General features: G+C 53.8%; 12 protein-coding genes. 4 read left to right on the top strand and 8 right to left on the bottom strand.

What is annotated here, in order from left to right; all coding sequences use genetic code 11:
- A partial coding sequence (locus AC06ND_RS10100) for a carboxylesterase family protein (RefSeq protein WP_475678854.1) occupies nt 1-238 on the bottom strand: 238 nt, incomplete at its 3' end.
- A 163-nt stretch (nt 239-401) separates the two neighbouring features.
- Between AC06ND_RS10100 and AC06ND_RS10105 the strand changes: the two genes are divergently transcribed.
- Entirely contained in the window at nt 402-2318 is a 1917-nt protein-coding gene (locus AC06ND_RS10105; protein ID WP_475678855.1) for a glycoside hydrolase family 97 protein, read from the top strand.
- A 168-nt stretch (nt 2319-2486) separates the two neighbouring features.
- Here the strand turns inward: AC06ND_RS10105 and AC06ND_RS10110 are convergent, their stop codons facing one another.
- The gene (locus AC06ND_RS10110; RefSeq protein ID WP_475678856.1) at nt 2487-5096 is read right to left on the bottom strand and encodes a glycoside hydrolase family 3 C-terminal domain-containing protein; all 2610 of its coding nucleotides are present in this window, start codon (nt 5094-5096) and stop codon (nt 2487-2489) included.
- 147 nt (nt 5097-5243) lie between these two features.
- Between AC06ND_RS10110 and AC06ND_RS10115 the strand changes: the two genes are divergently transcribed.
- Nucleotides 5244-7835, top strand: a complete 2592-nt coding sequence (locus AC06ND_RS10115) for a glycoside hydrolase family 9 protein (protein WP_475678857.1) — start codon at nt 5244-5246, stop codon at nt 7833-7835.
- Between the two features lie 103 nt (nt 7836-7938).
- On the opposite strand, the gene AC06ND_RS10120 is transcribed toward AC06ND_RS10115, so the two are convergent.
- Genes AC06ND_RS10120 through AC06ND_RS10130 form a run of 3 tightly spaced genes read right to left on the bottom strand, consistent with a single transcriptional unit; the run spans nt 7939 to nt 10940 of the window.
- The gene (locus tag AC06ND_RS10120; protein WP_475678858.1) at nt 7939-8691 is read right to left on the bottom strand and encodes an alpha/beta fold hydrolase; all 753 of its coding nucleotides are present in this window, start codon (nt 8689-8691) and stop codon (nt 7939-7941) included.
- Between the two features lie 2 nt (nt 8692-8693).
- Entirely contained in the window at nt 8694-9797 is a 1104-nt protein-coding gene (locus AC06ND_RS10125) for an alpha/beta hydrolase-fold protein (RefSeq protein ID WP_475678859.1), read from the bottom strand.
- Between the two features lie 9 nt (nt 9798-9806).
- Nucleotides 9807-10940: an alpha/beta hydrolase-fold protein gene (locus AC06ND_RS10130; RefSeq protein ID WP_475678860.1), complete on the bottom strand. Its 1134-nt coding sequence runs from the start codon at nt 10938-10940 to the stop codon at nt 9807-9809.
- A 150-nt stretch (nt 10941-11090) separates the two neighbouring features.
- Between AC06ND_RS10130 and AC06ND_RS10135 the strand changes: the two genes are divergently transcribed.
- Nucleotides 11091-12209 carry an alpha/beta hydrolase-fold protein gene (locus AC06ND_RS10135; RefSeq protein ID WP_475678861.1) on the top strand — a complete coding sequence of 373 codons (1119 nt, stop codon included), beginning with the start codon at nt 11091-11093 and terminating at the stop codon, nt 12207-12209.
- A 15-nt stretch (nt 12210-12224) separates the two neighbouring features.
- Complete coding sequence (locus AC06ND_RS10140) at nt 12225-13112, top strand: alpha/beta hydrolase (protein WP_475678862.1); 888 nt, start codon at nt 12225-12227, stop codon at nt 13110-13112.
- 10 nt (nt 13113-13122) lie between these two features.
- Here the strand turns inward: AC06ND_RS10140 and AC06ND_RS10145 are convergent, their stop codons facing one another.
- The 3 genes from AC06ND_RS10145 to AC06ND_RS10155 are packed head-to-tail and all read right to left on the bottom strand — an operon-like array spanning nt 13123 to nt 20636.
- Nucleotides 13123-14022: a DUF6734 family protein gene (locus AC06ND_RS10145; RefSeq protein WP_475678863.1), complete on the bottom strand. Its 900-nt coding sequence runs from the start codon at nt 14020-14022 to the stop codon at nt 13123-13125.
- A gap of 1 nt (nt 14023) precedes the next feature.
- Nucleotides 14024-15862 carry a hypothetical protein gene (locus AC06ND_RS10150; protein ID WP_475678864.1) on the bottom strand — a complete coding sequence of 613 codons (1839 nt, stop codon included), beginning with the start codon at nt 15860-15862 and terminating at the stop codon, nt 14024-14026.
- 55 nt (nt 15863-15917) lie between these two features.
- Complete coding sequence (locus AC06ND_RS10155; RefSeq protein ID WP_475678865.1) at nt 15918-20636, bottom strand: hypothetical protein; 4719 nt, start codon at nt 20634-20636, stop codon at nt 15918-15920.
- Nucleotides 20637-20639 lie beyond the last annotated feature (3 nt).

Raw genomic sequence — 20639 nt, forward strand, 5'->3', positions numbered from 1 at the left:
CGCCCTCCCACGGAGACACAGGCTGCGGAGCCTTCCACCTGAGCTCGCCAACTGGAGCCGCAGCGAACGGAACGCCCTTGAACACATACACGCCCGGATATTCGGTCTCGACGCCCTGGAGCTGTCCGCCCTCGACGCTGACGATCGCGGGAGCCTTGCTGCCCGCACATGAACTGAGGATGATGGCCGCCGAAGCGAGTGCCGCGGCAAGGCCGGTCTTAAAGTCTAAGTTATTCATAAGTGTATAGTTGGTGTTATTCTCATTTAGGATTTCAACAAAATTACAATTCCTTATTGAAAAACGCATTATGAATTTTTCATTATGAGATTTTCATAAAAATCTTATTAGTCAATTATTCCGTAAAATCGTATCTTTACCTTCGCTTATTATCAGATACCACATGAAGACAAGACTTATCCTACTCGCATCGATCATTATGCTCGCGACCGTTTCCTGCAGCAAGAGCAAGGGCCCGGAGCAGATCTGCAGCATCTCCTCTCCTGACGGAAAGGCGCAGCTCACCGTATCCACCGGCATCGAGCGCGTCCCGACCTTCGACCTGACCGTCGACGGAGTCACCGTCCTTTCGGGCTCACGCATGGGCTACAGCTCTCCTGAAGGAGACGTTCCCGGAGCCGACTGGAAGGTCGGAAAAGTAAAGAAGAGCAAGCACAAAGGCACATGGAAGCCGGTATGGGGCAAGCGCGCCGTCGTTCCGGACGTGTACAACGCAGCAAGGATACTCTTCAGCACCAAGGGCAGCGAGGTTGCGATCGAGCTGCGCGCCTACAACGACGGAGTAGCATGGCGCATGGTCAGCGAGAAGGGCGAGAGCACATGGAACGAGATCAGCGACTTCAACTTCGAAGGCAACTATACGGCATGGTTCTACAATGGCGAGCGCCACAACATCGGTCCCGAGTCCCTGCTCGAGAGCGAGGGCGAGAGGATGCCGGTCATGACCGTGAAGGTTTCCGACAGGCTCTACCTCGCCGTGCATGAGGCCTACCTCCTCAAGGGCAAGCCGCTCCTTCTCAAGTCCGATTCCGGCAGCAAGAGGTTCAGCGTCGTGTCCGAGGACACCGAGGTCGTCAAGGGCGACGAGCTCGCATGGAGGGTCGTGATGTTCGGTCAGACCCCGGGCTCGCTCGTGGACTCCCACCTCATCGAACTCCTCAACCCAGACCCGGCGAAGGGCATGGACTTCAGCTGGGTGAAGCCGGGCGTGAACCTCTGGGACTGGCGCATCGACGGTGCGGTCTGGGAAGGCTTCAACTACGGCATGAACTACGAGTCATGGGTGAGGATGATCGACTTCGCAGCGGAGCAGGGATTCAGCGCGCTGGTTCTCGACGCGAACTGGTATGGTCCTGAATTCGCGAAGGAGTCCGACCCAGTCAAGGGCGAGAAGGCCAAGGACGTGCAGCGCATCATCCAGTACGGAAAGGAGAAGGGCGTGGGCGTATGGCTCTACCTCAACGACGTCGCCGGCAGGAACTACCCTATCGAAGAGACCCTCTCCCAGTATGAGAGCTGGGGCGCCGCTGGTGTGAAGTACGGTTTCATGTTCGACTCATACACCAAGAAGAACGAGAAGACCCGCAACATCACCGAGCTCTGCGCGAAGCACCACCTCTGCGTGGATTTCCACGACTATCCTGTCCATCCATGGGGCCAGTCACGCACATGGCCTAACGCCGTGACCCGCGAGTTCTGCAAGGCTCAGCTCGACGGCCACAGCATCTTCTATCCGAAGACCTTCGTGACATCGGTGTTCGTGAACATGATCGCCGGTCCTGTCGACATGAACAACGGTATGTTCGACCTCCGTCAGGGACGCACCACCCGCGTGGACAACAACCAGGAAGTGCCATCGACCGTATGCGCAGAGGCGGCACGTACCCTTATCACTTACTCTGGCGCGACCGTCATTCCTGATATTCCGGAGTACTACTACAAGCATCCGGAGCTCCTCGAGTTCCTCTCAAGCCAGCAGCAGCCATGGCAGGAGAGCCACACCCTCAGCGGCGAGATCGGCGAGTACATCGTCATGATGCGTGAGTCTCGCGACGGACGCTACCTCATCGGCGCCGCAACCTCAGAGGACGGACGCACCGTCAGCGTGGACCTCAGCTTCCTTCCTAGGGGCCGCTACATCGCGAAGATCACCGAGGATGCGGACGATGCGCACTACCTCACCAACAGGGAGGTCACCAAGTCACGCGAAGTGAAGGTCAAGGGCGGCAAGAAGGCCGGCTCGATCGATCTCACGATGGCCCCGGGCGGCGGCGCCTGCGTCATCATCCAGAAACGATAGCAGACCATTCCCAGTCTGGGCAGCGGGAAGCACACACCCTCCTGCGGTCATAAAGCGCTGGCTCACAGTGCATTAACAGACGGACGGCACCCCCGCGCGGGGGAGCCGTCCATATATTATCTAGCTGATAAACAGCGAATTACGATAGACCAGATCTAGGCCGAGAGATTAGATCTCAACCTGAACGGCCTGGAGATCGCAGTCACGTGATGAGCAGCCGTAGAGAAGCTGATACTTGCCATGCTTGAGCGAGAGCTCGTCGGTAGCCTCGTCGTAGAAGAAGAATGCCTCCTTGTCGAGAGCGACGGTCACGTTCGAAGTCTGGCCGGCAGCAATCTTGACCCTGTTGAATCCCTTGAGGGCCTTGATAGGAGCACCTGGGATGTCGAGAGCCTTCACGTAAACCTGAACGACTTCCTCTCCGTCACGAGCGCCGGTGTTGGTTACAGGAACGGTAAGGGTCATGTTGGCAGCCTTGCCGGAAACCTTAGCCTGACCGTAACTGAAGCTGGTGTAGCTGAGACCGTAGCCGAATGCGTAGAGAGGCTCACCCTGGAAGTACCTGTAGGTTCTGTTGTTCATGGTGTAGTCCTGGAAATCAGGAAGCTGCTCGGTAGAGGTGTAGAAGGTTACAGGGAGACGACCTGCAGGGTTGTAGTCACCGAAGAGAACGTCAGCAACTGCGAGACCGCAAGCCTGTCCGCCGTACCATGCCTGGATGAGTGCGTCGTACTGGCTCTCAACGTTACCGAAGCCCATTGCACTACCTGAAACGTTCACGAGAACGACTGGCTTGCCTGTTGCGTCCATAGCGGCGAGAAGCTGCTGCTGGATCTCAGGAAGCTCGATGTATGAACGGTCGTGGCCCTCACCCTCGATGTCAGATGAGATACCGCTTACCATCACGATCACGTCAGCTGGCTGAACCTTCTCGACAACGCTTGCGATGTCGACAGGACGACGGCTGTAGAGGTCGAATGAGAATGAAGAAGACTTAGCCTCAGGCTGTGAGAGCTCGATAGAGATCTCGTAGGTCTTGCCTGCAACCACCGGGAAGGTGGTAGGAGCCATGTTCCTTCCGAAGAAGAAACGACCTGCAGGAGCCTCTGCCTGCTCAGCGACGGTCTTGCCGTTCACGCTGAAGTTGTACTTGCCGCTACCGCGGACTGAGTATACCATGTCGCCGGTGTAGTCAGCGGTGAAGCTACCGGTGTAGCGAGCTGAGAAGTTGCTCAGACCGAGACCCTCGATCCATGCACAATCCTCATGTGCGAGCGCAGGTGAAGTGGTATTGAGGGTAAGAGGCTCGTCATAGTCAGCAGTTGCTGCCACGGTGCCGAACTCAACTCCGTTGCTGTACTCAGCGTGGAGACCCTTACCGCCGTTGATGCGAGAGATGTAGTGGGTAGTGAGGAAAGGATCGGCGAGGTCGCAACCCTTCTCATAGATGACCTTCGCGCCAGGAGCAGCCTCGCGGATTGCGTCCACGATGGTCTTGGTGTTGGCAGCGGTAGGGAAACCGTTGTAGTTACCGAGGATCACGCGAGCGTCGTCTGCGTTAGGACCGACGACTGCGATGGTGATGTCGTTCTTCTTGAGAGGGAGGACGTTGTCCTGGTTCTTGAGGAGGACGATAGCCTCATGAGCTGCCTTGTTGGCAAGGGCGGTGTGAGCCGGGCTGCTGAGCTGCTCGAGGCCGAGATTTGCCCATGGAAGCATCTCTGCAGGATCGAACATACCGAGCTGGAAGCGAGCGCGAAGGATGCGGCGAACGCTTACGTCGATGTCAGACTCCTTGATGATACCTCTTTCCATCGCGTCAGCAAGAGCGGTGTAGCTGGTACCACACTCGACGTCGGTACCAGAGAGGACTGCGTCTGCGGAAGCCTCGGCTGCATCGGCGTGGGTGCCATGGTTGCTTGCGCGGAAGAAGTCAGCGACAGCGCCGCAGTCTGATACCACCATGCCCTGGAATCCCCACTTCTCGCGGAGGATGTTCTGGAGAAGCCTGTCGCTAGCGCAGCAAGGCTCACCCTCATAGCGATGGTAAGCACACATCACCTCCTGTACGTTGCCGTCCTTCACGAGGGTCCTGAATGCAGGGAGATAGGTCTCCCAGAGGTCCTGCATTGAAACGGATACGTCGAACTGGTGACGGAGTGGCTCAGGACCGCTGTGCACTGCATAGTGCTTTGCACAAGCGTGGAGCTTGAGATACTTCTTGTCGTTACCCTGCATACCCTTCACGGTCATCTCACCCATCACTGAGTTGAGATATGGGTCCTCACCAGGAGTCTCCTGGCCACGGCCCCACCTTGGGTCACGGAAGATGTTGACGTTAGGACACCAGAAAGAGAGACCCTGATGCCAGATTCCGCCGCTTGGCTTGTCTACGCCGAGCTGATGGTGGTCAGTGGTGTTCCACACGGCGCGAGCCTCGTCAGAGACTGCGGTGTAGATCTCGTACTGCTGCTGAGCGTCGAAGGTAGCGCCGAGGGCGATTACCTGTGGGAAAACGGTCACGTCATCGTAGCAGATTCCGTGGCAAGCCTCGTTCCACCAGTTGTAGGCAGGGATATCGAGGCGGTCGACTGAGGTCGAACCGTTCATCATGAGACCGATCTTCTCCTCGGGAGTGAGGAGAGAGAGAAGGTTCTCCACCCTTTTATCCAGAGACAGCTTAGGGTTCTGGTAAGGGTACTCATACTGAGACTGATTGCAACCCACGAAAAGCATTGCTGCTGCGAGGGTGCAAGTGCTAAGGATTAGTTTGCGCATAGTTGTATTGGTTGTATTTGCAATATTTCCACTAATACACACAAAGATATACAAGTTTTCGCATCATTCCGCCCTTTTATTGCAAATAAAAGACTACCTTTGAAATTGGTAAATTCACGAAAACTGCACAAAACCAATACAACTTATATGAAAAAGTCATTTGTTTACCTGATCGGTGCCGCAGCTCTCACCCTGATTTCGTGCAATCAAGGCACGCAGCAGATGAAGCTTAACGATCTCGAGTACTTCGAGAAGACCGGCGCCAACGTTCTCGTGTACAGCAACATCTACAACGGTGGATTCTGCGACGAGAAGCTCGCCGGATTGGAGATCATCCAGCGCGGTGAGAGGATCGCTACCGGCGGTGGCGTCCGTTTCATGAACACCCCAGAGCAGTGGGACATCTATGCAACCATGACCGACCGTACCGTCAACCCTGCGGACGAGAGCATCGAGGTCAGCCTCTCTTACGAGGACTACGGTTTCGACTACAAGCTCCGCGTATTCCCTAAGGGCAAGGGTACCATCGTACAGGTCCTCCTCGACAAGCCAGTCCCTGCTGAGCTCGTAGGCAAGGCCGGAATGAACCTCGAGTTCTTCCCTGCTTCCTACTTCGGAAAGAACTACCTCGTTGACGGCAGCGCAAGGATCCTTCCTAAATATCCTTTCCACGACACTGAGGTGAAGCCAGTCGATGAGAAGATCCCTCAGTATTTCGGTGAGACCACATTCGACGATCGCGGACTCGGCGAGTTCCTCGTTCCGCTTCCGCTCTCAACCGGTCACAGCATCACTCTCGCACCAGAGGACAAGAACCTCCGCGTGAGCATCGACTCTGACGAGGAAGTAAGCCTCTATGACGGTCGTCTCCTCGCACAGAACGGTACCTTCGTGGTACGCTCACTCCTCCCTGCAGGCAAGACCGGCAAGGTCCTCGAGTGGTATCTCGAGCCTGACGGCGATCCTACCTGGGTACGTGAGCCAAACATCGGTTTCTCTCAGGTGGGTTACACCCCTGCACAGAACAAGGTCGCAGTCGTGGAGCTTGACAAGAACGACAAGCCTGAGACCACAGCAAAGATCCTCAAGGTCAACGGTGAGGGCGCAAAGGAGCTCGCAATGACCGCCAAGGTTCAGCCATGGGGTATCTACAACAACAGGTACAACTACGTTACCATCGACTTCTCAAGCATCACTGAGCCGGGCCTCTACTCTATCGAGTATGCAGGCGTCGAGACTAACGCATTCCCTATCGACAAGGACATCTACAACGACAAGTGGCATGCTTCCATGGACATCTCTCTCGTTGTTGCGATGGACCACATGGAGGTTAACGAGGCTCACCGCATCTGGCACGGCCGCGCAAACATGGACGACGCGATCATGGCTCCAGCCAACATCCATCTCCACGACGGTTACACCCAGGGCGACGAGAACTTCACCAAGTACAAACCTCTCCAGCACATCCCTGGCCTCGCAGTCGGCGGTTGGTATGACGCAGGTGACTTCGACATCCAGCAGAACTCTGTCGTCACCACTACCGTGGATCTCCCAAAGCTCTGGAGAATGTTCGCTCCTAAGCGTGATATGACCTTCATCGACGAGGTTACCAAGTATGCTGACATCCACCGTCCTGACGGAGTTCCGGATGTGGTTCAGCAGATCATGCACGGTACCCTCAACATCAACGCACAGATCGAGAACATCGGTTTCGTTGCCGGCAACATCGGTCAGCCACAGATGCACCAGTACCATCACCTCGGTGATGCGATCACTCTTACCGACGGTCTCATCTACGACCCATCTCTCAAGCCATACGAGGTTTCAGCTGACGGAAAGCGCAGCGGTACCTATGACGACCGTATCGTCATGACCCGCAGGCCTACCGGCGCCAGCGTGATGAACTCAATCATCGCCCTCACCGCTTCATATCCTGCACTCAAGGAGTACTTCCCTAAGGAGGCTGAGCGCTCACTCAAGAACGCCCTCTATCTCTGGAACACCTACGCAACTCAGCCAGAGCCTGTCATCACTGACCCTAACGCAAGAAGATGGGCCGGCAACAACAATGCAAGGATCGTTGCTTCGATCGAGCTCTACAATGCTACCGGCGACCAGAAGTTCAAGGACTACTACATGGAGAACATCACCAAGCTCATCAATCCTGAGACCGACGGTACAGGCGCATGGGGTGGTGCATTCGTGAACCTCTTCGGCTTCGAGTCAGTACTCCGCATCTACGACCAGCTCGACAAGGATACCCAGAAGTTGGTTGACGAGGCTGCAGTGAAGTACGTAGAGAGCCTCTCAAAGCTTGGTACCGACAACCCTTACTGCGTTCCTATCAACGGTGGCGGCTGGGCTGGCAACAACCAGGTAATGGCTAACTCTATCAACTTCTACATGCTCTGGAAGCAGTATCCTGAGCTCGTAAATCCTGAGAAGGTCCTCGAGGGTCTCAACTACCTCTTCGGATGCCACCCATACAACAACTTGTCGTTCGTCCTCTCAGTCGGTGTCAACACCAAGAAGGTGGGCTACGGTAACAACCGTGCTGACTACACCGTCATCCCTGGCGGTATCAGCCCTGGTCTCCTCAAGAGAAATCCTGACTTCCTCGAGAACAAGGACGACTATCCGTTCCACTGGGGTGAGAACGAGTGCGTCGTAAACTCTCTTCCTAACTACGTCATCCTCGCTCTTGCAGCACAGGAGGTAGCGGAGACTATGAACAAGTAATTGACCGGGCTTCGTCCTCATCGGACGACCCATACCACTATAAAAGGCTGGCCCGCAAAGGTCAGCCTTTTATATTTCCCATATCTTTATTCGCGGCAGGGAATCAGTATCCGCGACGGGCCATGAAATCGAGCATGCAGCGGCCCAGGCGTGGATTTTTCTTGATATAGCTACTGTGGCTCGCGCCCTCGAATACGACGAGCTCCGCATCCGGAATGTTGTCGGAAATGAGTTTGGTATGCTCAACCGAGATGAGGTCCTTGCTTCCCACGGTGATGAGCGAAGGGCACTTTATCGCCGCGAGCGATGCGGGATCGATGTCGGGCTCGCTGAGCATCATCATCGCGAGCGGAGTACCCTGCTCGAGTATCCATGCCTTGAATTCCTCGAAGCCCTCACCGCAGTCCGGTTTGAGGTTTGCTCCGGCCGCCACGATAAGCCCACATGTGCCCGGATGGGCCATCTCGAGAAGGAGAGCGTTGATTCCGCCGTCGCTCCATCCGCCTACCAGCGGCTTCTCGAGCCCGAGTTTCTGGATGAACTGGTAGCAATCCTCGGCCATGTCGGCATAGTGGTACTCATCGAGAGGAGGGTTCTCTCCCTGACCTCGGGATTCGAGCGTATAGACCCTGTATCCGGCCTTCGCAAGCTGGAGGGACTGGGTGGCCATGCTCTTGTGCGAGCCGCCGTTTCCGTGCATGAGCACGACAGGCTTGCCCCCCTCCGGTCCACGGATGGAATAGAGGAGGGTCAGGCCATTTACTTCTATGTATTCTATCTTCTCCGGAAACTTGCGGCAGCTGAGCCGAAGGGCCGTGAAGTAGAAGAATGCGATAGTCTTGCGGATAATCTTCATCCCTATTTCTTGAAGATCATAGGAACGAACTTGTAGAGGGACCTTCTCCAGGTGAGCCACTCATGGTCGGTGCCCGCAGACTGGTAGAACACATGCTTAACGCCAGCGTTCGCAAGGATGACGTGGAAGTTCTTCACGGTAGCGTACATCTGAGGTGACTCCTTGGTACCGGTGCTGATGAACATGAGGTGGAAGTCCTTGTTCAGGGAAGCGTCATAGAGGTCTGGAGTGGTTCCAGGGCCCTTTCCTGAGCCGCTGAATCCGCCGAGCCATGAGAACTTGTCCCTGTTGTTCATCGCGATGGTCCAGCTCTGGAAACCGCCGAGCGAGAGACCGCAGATACCCCTGTTCTCCCTGTCTGCGAGAGTACGGTACTTGCTGTCGATCATCGGTATGAGCTCCTCGATCACGACCTTCTCGTAAGCGGTGAAGTCGAACATGCTCGCGAGCTTGAGGTCAGGAATGTTCGCAACGCCATGGTCCATGACCACGATCATAGGAACAGCAGATCCCTCGTCGATGAGGTTGTCCATGATATTGTACATCTTGCCCTGGGTAGACCATCCGGTCTCGTCCTCACCTGCTCCGTGGAGGAGGTAGAGCACAGGGTACCTTTCGCTGAGGTTGGTATCGTATGTAGGAGGTACATAGACATAGCATACCCTCCAGCTCTTGGTGAGCTCGGACCAGTAACGCTGCATGCGCACCTCGCCGTGAGGAACGTCCTTGTCGAGATAGTAGTCGACCGCGACCTCAGGAATCTCGATTCCGCTCTGCATCACTCCGCCGCCGAAGAACTGCTGGCTGTTAGGGTCAGAGACCTTGACTCCGTCGATGATGAGACCGTAATAGTGGAAGCCGGGAGTCTGGGCAGGAGTGGTGACCTCCCACTGACCGGCTGCGTTCTTGGTCATCTGATGCCTGCCGCCTAGGTCTACTGCGACCGACTTTGCGGTAGGGGCGTCTACGCGGAACATGACCGTCCTGTCAGGATTGATCTTCGGATATTCCTTGCCGATGATGTTGGTGCTGGCGCTCTCCTGGGCGAATGCATTGACTGAAAGCAGGGCTGCAGCCATGCAGAGTGTATATATATTCTTTTTCATATAGCCTGATTAGTTTTTGAAGATTAACTGAGCGTAGTTGTAGAGGCACCTTCTCCAGGTGAGCCACTCGTGGGCAGTCTCAGGAGACTGGTAGAAAGTATTCTTGATGCCCGCCTTCTTGAGGGTCTTGGACATGTTCGCAAGGTGTGAGCCCTCTGCCTCGCCGTTCGCGATGAAGAGCACGCTGAAGTCCTTGTTGAACTGCTTAGGGTTTGCGAAGATACCGTTGTATGCAGCATTGCGCTGGGCCTTGTCGAGGATGCCAGGGTTGCCTCTGCCGAATTCGCCGACGACGATGATTCCGCTGAATCCACCGACTGCAGAGAAGTACTGAGGATAGCCGAGAGCGAGGTCATACGCCTGCTTTGCGCCCCATGAAAGGCCGGCGGTAGCGCGGTGCTCCCTGTCGGCGATGGTGCGGTAGCGGGCGTCCACGAAAGGAATCACCTCCTCGGTGATCATCTGCTCGAAGGCGTCGAAGCTGTCGCTGCTGCCTGGGACCTTGGCGTATCCGCTGTTCATGACTATGATCATAGGCTCCGCCTTGCCCGCTGCGATGAGGTTGTCGAGGATCACGTCGGCATTGCCCTGGAAGATCCAACCGGTCTCATCCTCGCCACCTCCGTGCTGGAGATAGAGGACAGGGTAGCGCTTGTCCGGATTCTGATAGTACTCGGCAGGAGTATAGACATACATCCTTCTCCACTCCTTGCATACGTCCGAGTAGAAGCGAACCGACCTTACCGCACCCTGAGGGACGCCCTGCTTAGGGGTGTAGTAGTCCGACGCTGCAGCATCCTCGGGAATCTCCACCGCACTCGAGTATTTGCTGGTGCCATAGAAGGTATGGGATGCCGGGTCGATGACGCTGAGGCCACCAACCTTGAGCGAGTAGTAGTGGAAGCCGACGACCTGAGGATCGGTGGTCACGCTCCACACGCCCTTCTCATCCTTGGTCATCTCGTAGTCCTTGCCGAGGCTGAGGACGACCTTGTCAGCGGATGGAGCGGTGAACTGGAAGGTCACGCTCTTGTCAGGATTGACCTGAGGATACCGTTTGCCGCCGACGTTGTATACGTTCGGTGTCTGAGCCATTGCCGCTATGGAGCATAGGCCCAATAAGCTAGTCAGGATTCTTTTCATTTATGCGTAGTTTAGTGATAGTAACAAACTTAACACTTAATGCCCACAAAGCCAAGAACTCGGGCATAATTCTCCGTTTCATGACCTTAAATTATTATTTTCGGTGGATTTTTCGTACTTTCGGCAACAACTTAATCTAACGCTAAAAAAATGAAACGAATCCTCACCATCGCAGCAGCGCTCACACTCGCCGTGTCCGCAGCTTCTGCACAGGAAATCGCCAACTTCAGGCAGGCCACACGCGTCATCTCACCGGAACTCAGCGCAACAGACGTGACCTTCAGGCTCAAGGCAGACTATGCCACCGTCGTCAAGCTCCAGGCAAGCTGGCTGGGCGAAGCCGTGGACATGGTCCGCGGCGAAGGTAACGTATGGGCAGTGACCCTTCCTCTCCCATACGCAGAGATCCACACCTACAACTTCATCGTAGACGGAACGGCCGTGAACGACCCACAGAACTTCTATGTGCAGCGTGATGGCACCAGATACCTCAACATGCTCACCGTTCCCGGAGAAAGGACGGAGAACTACGGCGAGGCTCAGCATCGCGGAACCGTAAGCTACAAGTGGTACGACAGCAAGATTCTCGGAATCAACCGCCGCGTGACCGTGTACACCCCATACGGATATGAGAAGAATCCTAAGGCCAAGTATCCTGTGCTCTACCTCCTTCACGGCGCAGGCGGAGACGAGGAAGCATGGTCATCGATGGGCCGCGCAGCTCAGATTCTCGACAACCTGATCGAGAAAGGACTCGCGAAGCCTATGATAGTCGTGATGCCGAACGGCAATCCCAACCAGCAGGCTGCACAGACCCTCGGTCTCCCTCAGTCCGAGATCAACTTCAGGGATCCGGCAAATGCCGATGCATACGTGAAGAGCCTCTGCACCGAGATAGTTCCGTTCATCGAGAAGGAGTACAGGGTTGACGCCAAGGCTTCGTCACGCGCCATCGCAGGACTTTCAATGGGTGGCGGCCATACCGTCTCAGCAGTTTCACTCTATCCGTCGCTCTTCGACTACATCTGCCCTCTCTCAGCAGCCGGCTCGCTCAGCAATGAGGCTGCACAGGCGCTCAAGAAGGACGGCTACAAGCTCTTCTGGCTCGCGTGCGGTACTTCGGACTTCATCCTGAACAATTCAAACGCCATCGACAAGTCCCTTACCGACAACGGTCTCGAGCACACTTACTACCTCTCTGACGGAGGTCACACCTGGGCGAACTGGAGACTCTATCTCAACACTTTCGCACAGTTGCTCTTCAAGTAGCAGACGACTCAAGGCGTGCAGCATAAACCCGTCATACGACTCACGATAGTGACCATGCTCCTGAGCGTGGCCCTTATCGTGAGTTCTTGTGCAGGGTCACGCTTCATGAAGCTCAGCGAGTACCGCTCACCGTCCTCCGAATACCAGCCCAAAGGCCATCTGGAGTCGATTCTGTATGTCCCGACCAACCAGAACATATCCGAGAAGAGGATGATGGTCTACCTCCCAGAAGGCTATGAGGACAGCGGAAAGTCATACCCCGTCCTCTATCTTCTGCACGGGGCGCAGGAGAACGAGCTTTCATGGGTAAACCATGGTGAGATGATGGAAATCATGGATGAGCTTGCCGCTTCCGACAGGTCCAAGGAGTGCATAGTCGTCATGCCGAACATGAACAACTACCGGGACGACGACGATTATGGATACGGCAGGGAACGGAGCATGATGCAATGCGTCACTTCGGTCACCGGCGGAATGGAAGGTAGCTTCATGAACGATGTCGTACGGCGCGTCGACAGTCTCTACCGCACCATCCCGGACCGCGAACACAGGGCCATCTGCGGCCTTTCCATCGGTTCGCTGCAGTCCCTGTACATCGCCGCGAACAATCCTCAGGTCTTCGGCTATCTCGGCATGTTCTCGCCGTTCTCGAAGGCTGTAGGGCATCCTGAATTCTACAGCGGAAGGAAAGCCAAGCTCGACGCTCTCTTCCTGGGCCCCAACCCTCCGCATTGCGAGCTCTATGTAGGAGTCTGGGACATAGTCTACAACCACGCGCGTACCTTCGCCAAGGAGTGGAAGTCCAGGGGCTACAAGTATGAGCTCCATACCATGCCCGGCCGCCACGACTGGCCCGTATGGAGAGCCGGACTCCGCAGCTTCTCCGCTTCCCTGTGGGAATAGATTGGATCAATCAGACCACATAGTGGCCGACAGGACCGAGCAGGACCTCCATTTCAGGATCCTTGCCGAAAAACAGTCTGTCCAGACGGTCATGGACTGACTCATCCAGCTCCTTGATCCTGTCCATCATGGACTGAACCAGGGCAGCAGCCTGCGACCTCTGATTCCTGGCTATGTCCTTGGCACCCCAGATATGGGTGAATATGTCGTTCTGATCATCGAAGGGATTCGTGATGATGCTGCCGATCTCTATTTCTTTCTGCGCGGCGCACATGGCAAGTATTCTCTGCTCCGCGAACACCATCTGCGATACCGAATCAGCGGCCATCACATAGTTGCCCTTCATGAAGTCAAAGGCCTTCGAGATGTAGTAATCCTTGAATTCCTGATCCTTGAAGTAAGCGAGCGCCGTGTTGCATGGACATACCGTCCAATCCCAGTCAGGGTCGAATTCGTAGTCCTTACGTACCTTCAGCAATTCCTTTGGAGGATATACGTCCTCGGTAATATACTCCCTGTGGAGCACTGTCAGCCGAGAACTCTCAAGCATTTCTCCAAGCTCCTTCCAGAAGATCAGGTCAAGGTCCACCATCGCGACCGGAGCAGGCTCGGCATCGAGGGCGACCAGCTTGGACGAAGCCCAGAATATCCGAGGATTGATATCCTCCGGTAGATGGTCCAGAGTATCCGTATCGATCTCGTCCCAGACATCAAGTATATCCAAACCCTTGAAGAACTCGTATGTAGGGGTATCCATATAGAACTTTATCGGTCCGTTCAGCCTCTTCCACATAAGGGCCGACAGGACAGCACACACAACCTCATAGGGCGGAAGGCCAGCCTTGCCTAAGCTCTTGTCGGACTTCAACCTCTTGGGAGCAGTGCTGAAAATATGGATTCCCCTTACCATCCTATTCTTCCTTGCCGACGTTCTCCCTCTCGCTCTTCACGACTTCAAGGAGCTCGTCAAACATGAGTCCGCTGTTGGTCTGATAGCCGGAAATCTTCTTGGAATAACCGCGCCAATTGAAGGTCCTGCCGCCGACCCACCTAGTCCTCTGAGCTGTAGAAACAAGCTTGACACCGTTTCCGTTGACCTGCTCCTCGTAGACATAGAATGGCTTCACCTTTCCGTCAGCACCGCACTTGGCAGCAAGAAGGCCGGTTGATGGACGTGCTGAGCAATACTGCTCATTGTACCATATCGGCATACGTCCACGTCTGAAGACGATCTCGCGATGTTCTCCTTCCATTCGCTGAGGAAGGAAAGGAATCCAGTTGAGCGGAACTCTGTTCTGCACCAGGTATGAGTATTCTGCATTGGCGTCCGGAGCTGCCGGTTCGCCCTTCTGCTCATCCACGACAGTGAGGACCTTGTCGGAGAACGAGCGTCCGTCCATCGTTCCTCCGCAGCCGTCAGCGATCGTATTCTCGACCGCCCATATCATGTTGGTCATCTCATCCTTGAGGAACTGCACCTCCTCGAGAGCCTGGCTCTCCTCTGCCCTGAGAACGGTAGGAGGGAACAACAGGCAAGGATGAGTGTCGAAATAGCAACGGGTATATGCATCCTTGCATGCAAGGGTATAAAGAGACCATCTGTCGGCAAAAGTGTCGGAAGTATAGTGGTGATCATTTGTCTCCGGAGTCTTTTCTATGTATATATGCTCTCCGAAGGAATCGACCACTACGATACCGTCAACCGCCATTATGGAGCCGATCTCGGTCTCGAGAGGAATTACCATCCAATCATTGCCATACTGGGCAGCGTACTGCATCATGACGGCACTTGCCAGCTGGGACACCTCGTCGTTGGAAAAGTTTCCGAACTGGACCTTGCTGTCCTCGAACTCCCACAGCCTCCTGTTTGGCGCTCCCTTGAATGTCGCAGGAGTCGGAAGATATGATAGGAATTTCTCCTTGGTAAGCGGTTTCGGATTCCCTATGTAGCTGTCGAAACTATACCATGACAAACGACCAGAACCGTAGTCTTCGGCCGTATACTTCGCATCGCCGGCATAGACGGAAACATCATATCCGAGCTTCTTCTCGTCCCATGCACCGCTCTCTTCTCCCTGAAGATTGCCGTACTTTTCCTCAAACCAGCTGCAATAGCTGATGAAACGTCCGTCACCGCCAGTCTTCCTGACATCAAGATAGAGCTTCACGCCATCGAACATACGTCCGCCATAGACGGCCCAAAGTTTCTTCAGCTTATCATTCTCAGCCAGCTTGAGAGCTTCAAGGGGCTCGGCAGAAGACCCTACAGGCTTGGTGAAGTCATCGAGAGGGTACTTGGCAATAAGATCTGCCAAAGTCTTTCTGGTACCGTAGGAATTGGTCTTGAGGTCGTTCTGGAGCATCTTGAGATAATGCTTGGCAGACTCGATACGATCATAAGGAGTAATCTGGACATTACGCCTTTCGACACCATATTCCAATGGCTCGTAAGGAGAGAAACGACTCAGCTTTTCACCCATTTCAACCTTGTCAAGCGCTGCTCGGCTAGCCTTTACCTTGACCTTTACGGCAGAGCCGCAGTCGTCCGCCTCAAAGCGGCCGAACTGCCACTGGCGTGCGAGTGCCCACAGAGGGTCATAGACCTCGAAAGAAAGGGCCTGAGAATAGTTACTGTTCCTTGTATGCGGTTCAATTCTATGATAGTATTCATTTACGGGAGAATCGGTAAGTAATCCCCAGGTTATCCGTTTTGAATTGTCTGCATTAGAAGGCTCATTAGTCCAGAACACAGTTCCGGGCGATTTCAAAACGATTGGATCTGTTCGTCTAGTTGACATGGTCTTTCTATTTTAGTGTTTTACCAAGATTTGAACCTCCCGGCATGTTGTCGAATATATCTTTGCCGAGTTGTGCGACATATTCCTTCTGCTTCAGAGTGAATGAATGCAAGCTTCCGCCTATTCCGGCATATCCATGGATTACGGAATCGTTCAGAAGAGGAAGAATCTGGGAAAGATCCTTGTCGCTGCGGATTATCTCCGGATCGACAGCCCTGTTCTGCATTACGAATCTGGTAGAGTCCATGATTTCCCTTATCTTCAGGAAGTTCCAGCAGTTATTCGTAGCTCCGCCAAAACTAGGGTATATGGCCATGAGAATAGCCTGTGGAGCTTCAGCATCCGGCTGATCCACGTGAATAGCCATTCCGGCGGTGTGCTTCATATATGGTATATACTCTATCCACGAATCGATCACAAGGCCACTGTTGTATCCGGACGCGCTCATGTTGTTGCCGGAAAGCACAACCACAGAGTCGGCATCGTCAAGCTCGGATTCGGCAGACACTACAGTTCCCAGCCAGTCGATTCCCGCAGTGCGGTCGGCCTTGACCTGGAAAACGACAGGTTTGCCTACCTCAATACCGGCCGCGAGCTCGAACATGGAGAGGTTCTCCCATGTCTTCATTCCCGAACGGACCTGAGCTATTTCCTCAACCCAGTTCTCGATGACCTGAGCGTTTACATTCTGGAAATTCTCCTCGATTTCCTTGTTCACGGACGCAGAGAAGATTCTCATGTCCTCTTCCTCGAGCTGGCCGTCAAGCTTGAACTTCGGAAGCACCTTGAATGAATCTGCCACAAGTTTCCTGATTGCCTCACAGTATGATTCGCTGCTGACAAGCTTCACTTTCTTGCAGTTCTCGAACTTGTCTGCAATGATGGTTGCGATAGATTTGAATGAAGCAAGGAACTGCTTCTGCACCTCAACGCATTTGTCCCAGACCAGACGCTCGGTAATCAGATTATACTGGCTGATGAATATCTCCGGACGATATGGAAGTGAAGCATTATACAGGCCGCACTCGATCGCCGTAGCAATGCATGAGTACATGTCTGAGAGAGTCTCGTCATCGATAAACTCTCCGTCTGCAGCAAGGTCAGCGAGGCTGTTCACCCTGGACTCCAACGTCCTGAGATATGATTTGGTTGATTCGAGCCTGTTCTTGAGATCATCGATATCCGTGGCCTTCTCTTCGTCCAGGTCCTTCCCCGGAGCAAAATCGCTTGCCCTCATCGGTCTTGAACTTACGACCAAGGCACGGAGATCGTTGATTCGCATCGAATCCTCATAGATTGAGAACTCGGAAAAGTCCTTATCGAGGATTTCACCCTCAGGAAGTTCAGAGGCGTCTCCTGTAAGTATCCTAAGCTTCGCGGTACGACAACGGTTCCTGTTCCTCCACTTTATCTCAAGCAGATTGGCAAAGGCATGCTCCGAAGAGCTTGCATAGAGATATTCGATAGGATCAATGTCCATATCCCTGAGATTGCTCTTGCAGAGCTGTACCTTTCCGGACTCGTCGGTGATCTCTACCCAGAAAACTATGTTGCCGGTGCTGCCTATCATGTCGCCTACCCACTGATCGACGGAAGGCTCTGCGTTTGCGAGTACCGACAGGGCCTTGCCTGACGGCCTAGGCAGAGCAAGTCCAGCCTTATGAGCGACCGCAACATACTCGAGAGGAGTATCAAGGATGGCTGGCGAAGGAACATTTCCTACACCTTTGGCCATAAAGTTCGAAATCGCGGCAAAAGAAGCCTTGTCTCCGGCAACCAGACGATAAACGCCCTCGCCCAGGAGCAAATCATTCAGCGCGTCGTATGAGTCATAGAGTCTCTCGATAAGCTCGCAGAGCGTATGCAGCAGCTCGTAGTCATTGCATTCCGGAAGATTCTTCAGCTCATTGAGCGGAGAAATCTCGTCGAAATTGGTCATCAGCCAAGACGAAAGTCTTTCGTTGCCGGTCCAATGGACAGGAACGGACTCGGAAATGATGCTGTTGAGCAGGGACTCCGCATTGATGACATTCATCGTGTAGTTCTTCGCCCTGCTGTCGTTTGGAGAAAATATATCGACGGACTGTGGATAGAGCTTGCGCATAGGATAGATGAACTTATCCATCTCCTTCTTGTAATTGGTATTCTTCGCCACATCATGAAGATACCTTTCGAACTCGGTACCGAGAACCACGCTGGTAGCCATTCCATCCTTTATACACTCAAGTATCCTGAGGGCCTGACGAGCTCTGGTTGATGAAAGGTTCACGCAGAGCCGGCTGTCCTTGCCCTTACCCTTTGCTCCCAGATACGAGCTCCTGAGGACCGCAGCAGTTATTGCGTGCTGGACTGATGGTGCAAGGATATATTCACCTCTCTTCTCGCCGTCCTCCTTCATGATCGTGGTGCCCTCAGGCAACTTCATCTTGGCAGCGATCGCATCAGACGAAGGGTGCACCTTACGTGCATTACGCTTGAGATTGAAAGCCCAACCGTAGGCACCGATGGCGGGATACCGGGAAGGTCTGTTCTTCTGGACGGCCATATAGCGTACCATCGCAGTATACCACGCGTCGAGACGATATGACATGACGTCGATGAACTCTCCTACCAGATCTGCTGCCTTGCCGTCTGTGATATCCGGGAGAGCTTCCTTCACTGTCGAAACCATTTCCGAGAGGTCGAAATCCTTCTCGTCATCCAAAAGCGTAGAACTGAAGTAAGGATCTGAGATTCCCAGATATTCCTGATTCTGAGCTGGCTGATCCTCCAGGAACGTGGACTTTACCAAGGTCCTCGAAGAATAGTCTACCGACCTTGCGTTCTGCGACGCCGTCTCGAGGAACACCTTCTCCGGTTCCGCAGTGGACTTGGTGACTGTCGTAACGCTTGAATCCCTGAGCTTCTGCCACTTCGCTCCCAGCTTGCATATCGAATAGTAGAGGAACTTCATGCTCTCGCTCTGGCTACCATCATCGATAATGGACTCGAGAGCAGCCATATAGTCGGTTACCGGTATGATGCCGTAAGGATTGTTGCCTACCCTCAAGGTAGGATATACTCCTGCCGCCCTGACATATTTTGCAAAGAAGTCGCCCACTTCCTTCATGAAGGTCTTGAAAGAAGACTGGCAATCGTCAGAGATTCTATCAGATACATACTTGGTCCACAAGGACTTCATCGCAACTGCCGACTCATGGAGATCACTGCCCTGATATCCTGCGACCCTGCCTAAAGTCTCATCATAGTTCAAGCCCAGGGCGTTTGAGAGGACAGCTGCATCATTGTCATAGCTGATGCTGTCCTTGAACCTCTCGAGGACTTCGATATCGTATCGGATTCGCATGATCTCATCCTCGGAAAGATCCTCGATCGGAGCAGCACCGTCGACCTCGTTGGTAGGAGTTCCCTTATGTACGAAGCTCAAGCCTTCACCTATGTAGTTGTGACCCGAGAACAGTTTACCCAACTTTTCCTGATCATCGAACGAGTCTCCCGAAATACGTAACGTCCTGCGGAGACCGAGAACATAGATATACTTGAAGCTCTGATTACCCACATTCGGCAGGGTAATGGCCATTCCTGAGGACTCCGCCTCTTCATAGTCAACCATCCAGTTGACCTTTCCGACCTCGGTCAGGTTGCCGTCAGAATCCATCTTGACCCCTTCGTTCATGTCCTCGGAAGGGACAAGGCCGAGAGCAAGGTTCTTCTTCACCGGGTTTCCGTAACGCGTCAGGTACTGACCCGAAGTCGTTTCCGCAAACAACACGAACCTCTCCGGGAACACGTCAGACTTCGGTGCAGCCGGATAATCGGAGTTCTCGACATCTACCTTAGGGAAGACATATATGTTCTTCTTGTCCTCCAGATACATGTTGACCATATCCGCGAGGGAAATCCTTCGCCCGTCAAATTCTGAGGCAATTCCGCTTACCCTCTTCTCCATACCGATAAGCTCATTATAGTCTCTATCCCAGAGTTCCATTGCCTGGAGGTCCCCGATCAGACGGTCACGGTATTTCGAATAGAATTCGGTGAAAAGTCTGATTCTGTTCTCGAGATATGAGATGGCTGAAATAATCTGGTCATAGAGATAGTCCACCACCCACTCAGCATTGCGCACGCAATTGACGATGACGGACAGACAATCGTCGACATCCTGGAGATTCTTCTCTATCTTTCTCTCAGTTATGCTCTGCTTCTTGAGATCCTCGTCGAGAAGGGTGTCGCTAAGAAGTTCATATATGCCATGGACGGCATCCTCCACTTCCACGATTCTGAGGTATGGACGCCTGTTCATATAAAAGTCGAGATTTTCAGGACGAAGCAGTCTCGCTATCAAGGACGCCTTGTCGACATCATACTTGGAGCACAGAACCTGCCAAGCCTCGAACTCTCTCGTATCGCTGCCGCTGGCGATGAACCACTGAAGCCAGAAGAACTTTCCGTCCGCAATTTCCTGAGGAGTAAGCTTCTCGTTATGGTAATCGAGGAGGATCTCATCTGGGAATATCCTCACGCAAAGGTCTACAGATTTCTTCTTATCGCCTCCGCCGACCGACTTCTGACTGCTTCCCACAGTAGAGGATGCCGGTGCGAGAGACTCACGATAGTGCGTCTCCAGACGCACTGGAAAAAGCAGAAGCGGTCTGGTATTTTCGATGCCACTGATGACACCACTGAATTCCCTAGCCAGGGTGGCCTGATCGTATATGTTGCTCATAAT

Source organism: Candidatus Cryptobacteroides sp. (assembly GCF_056207615.1).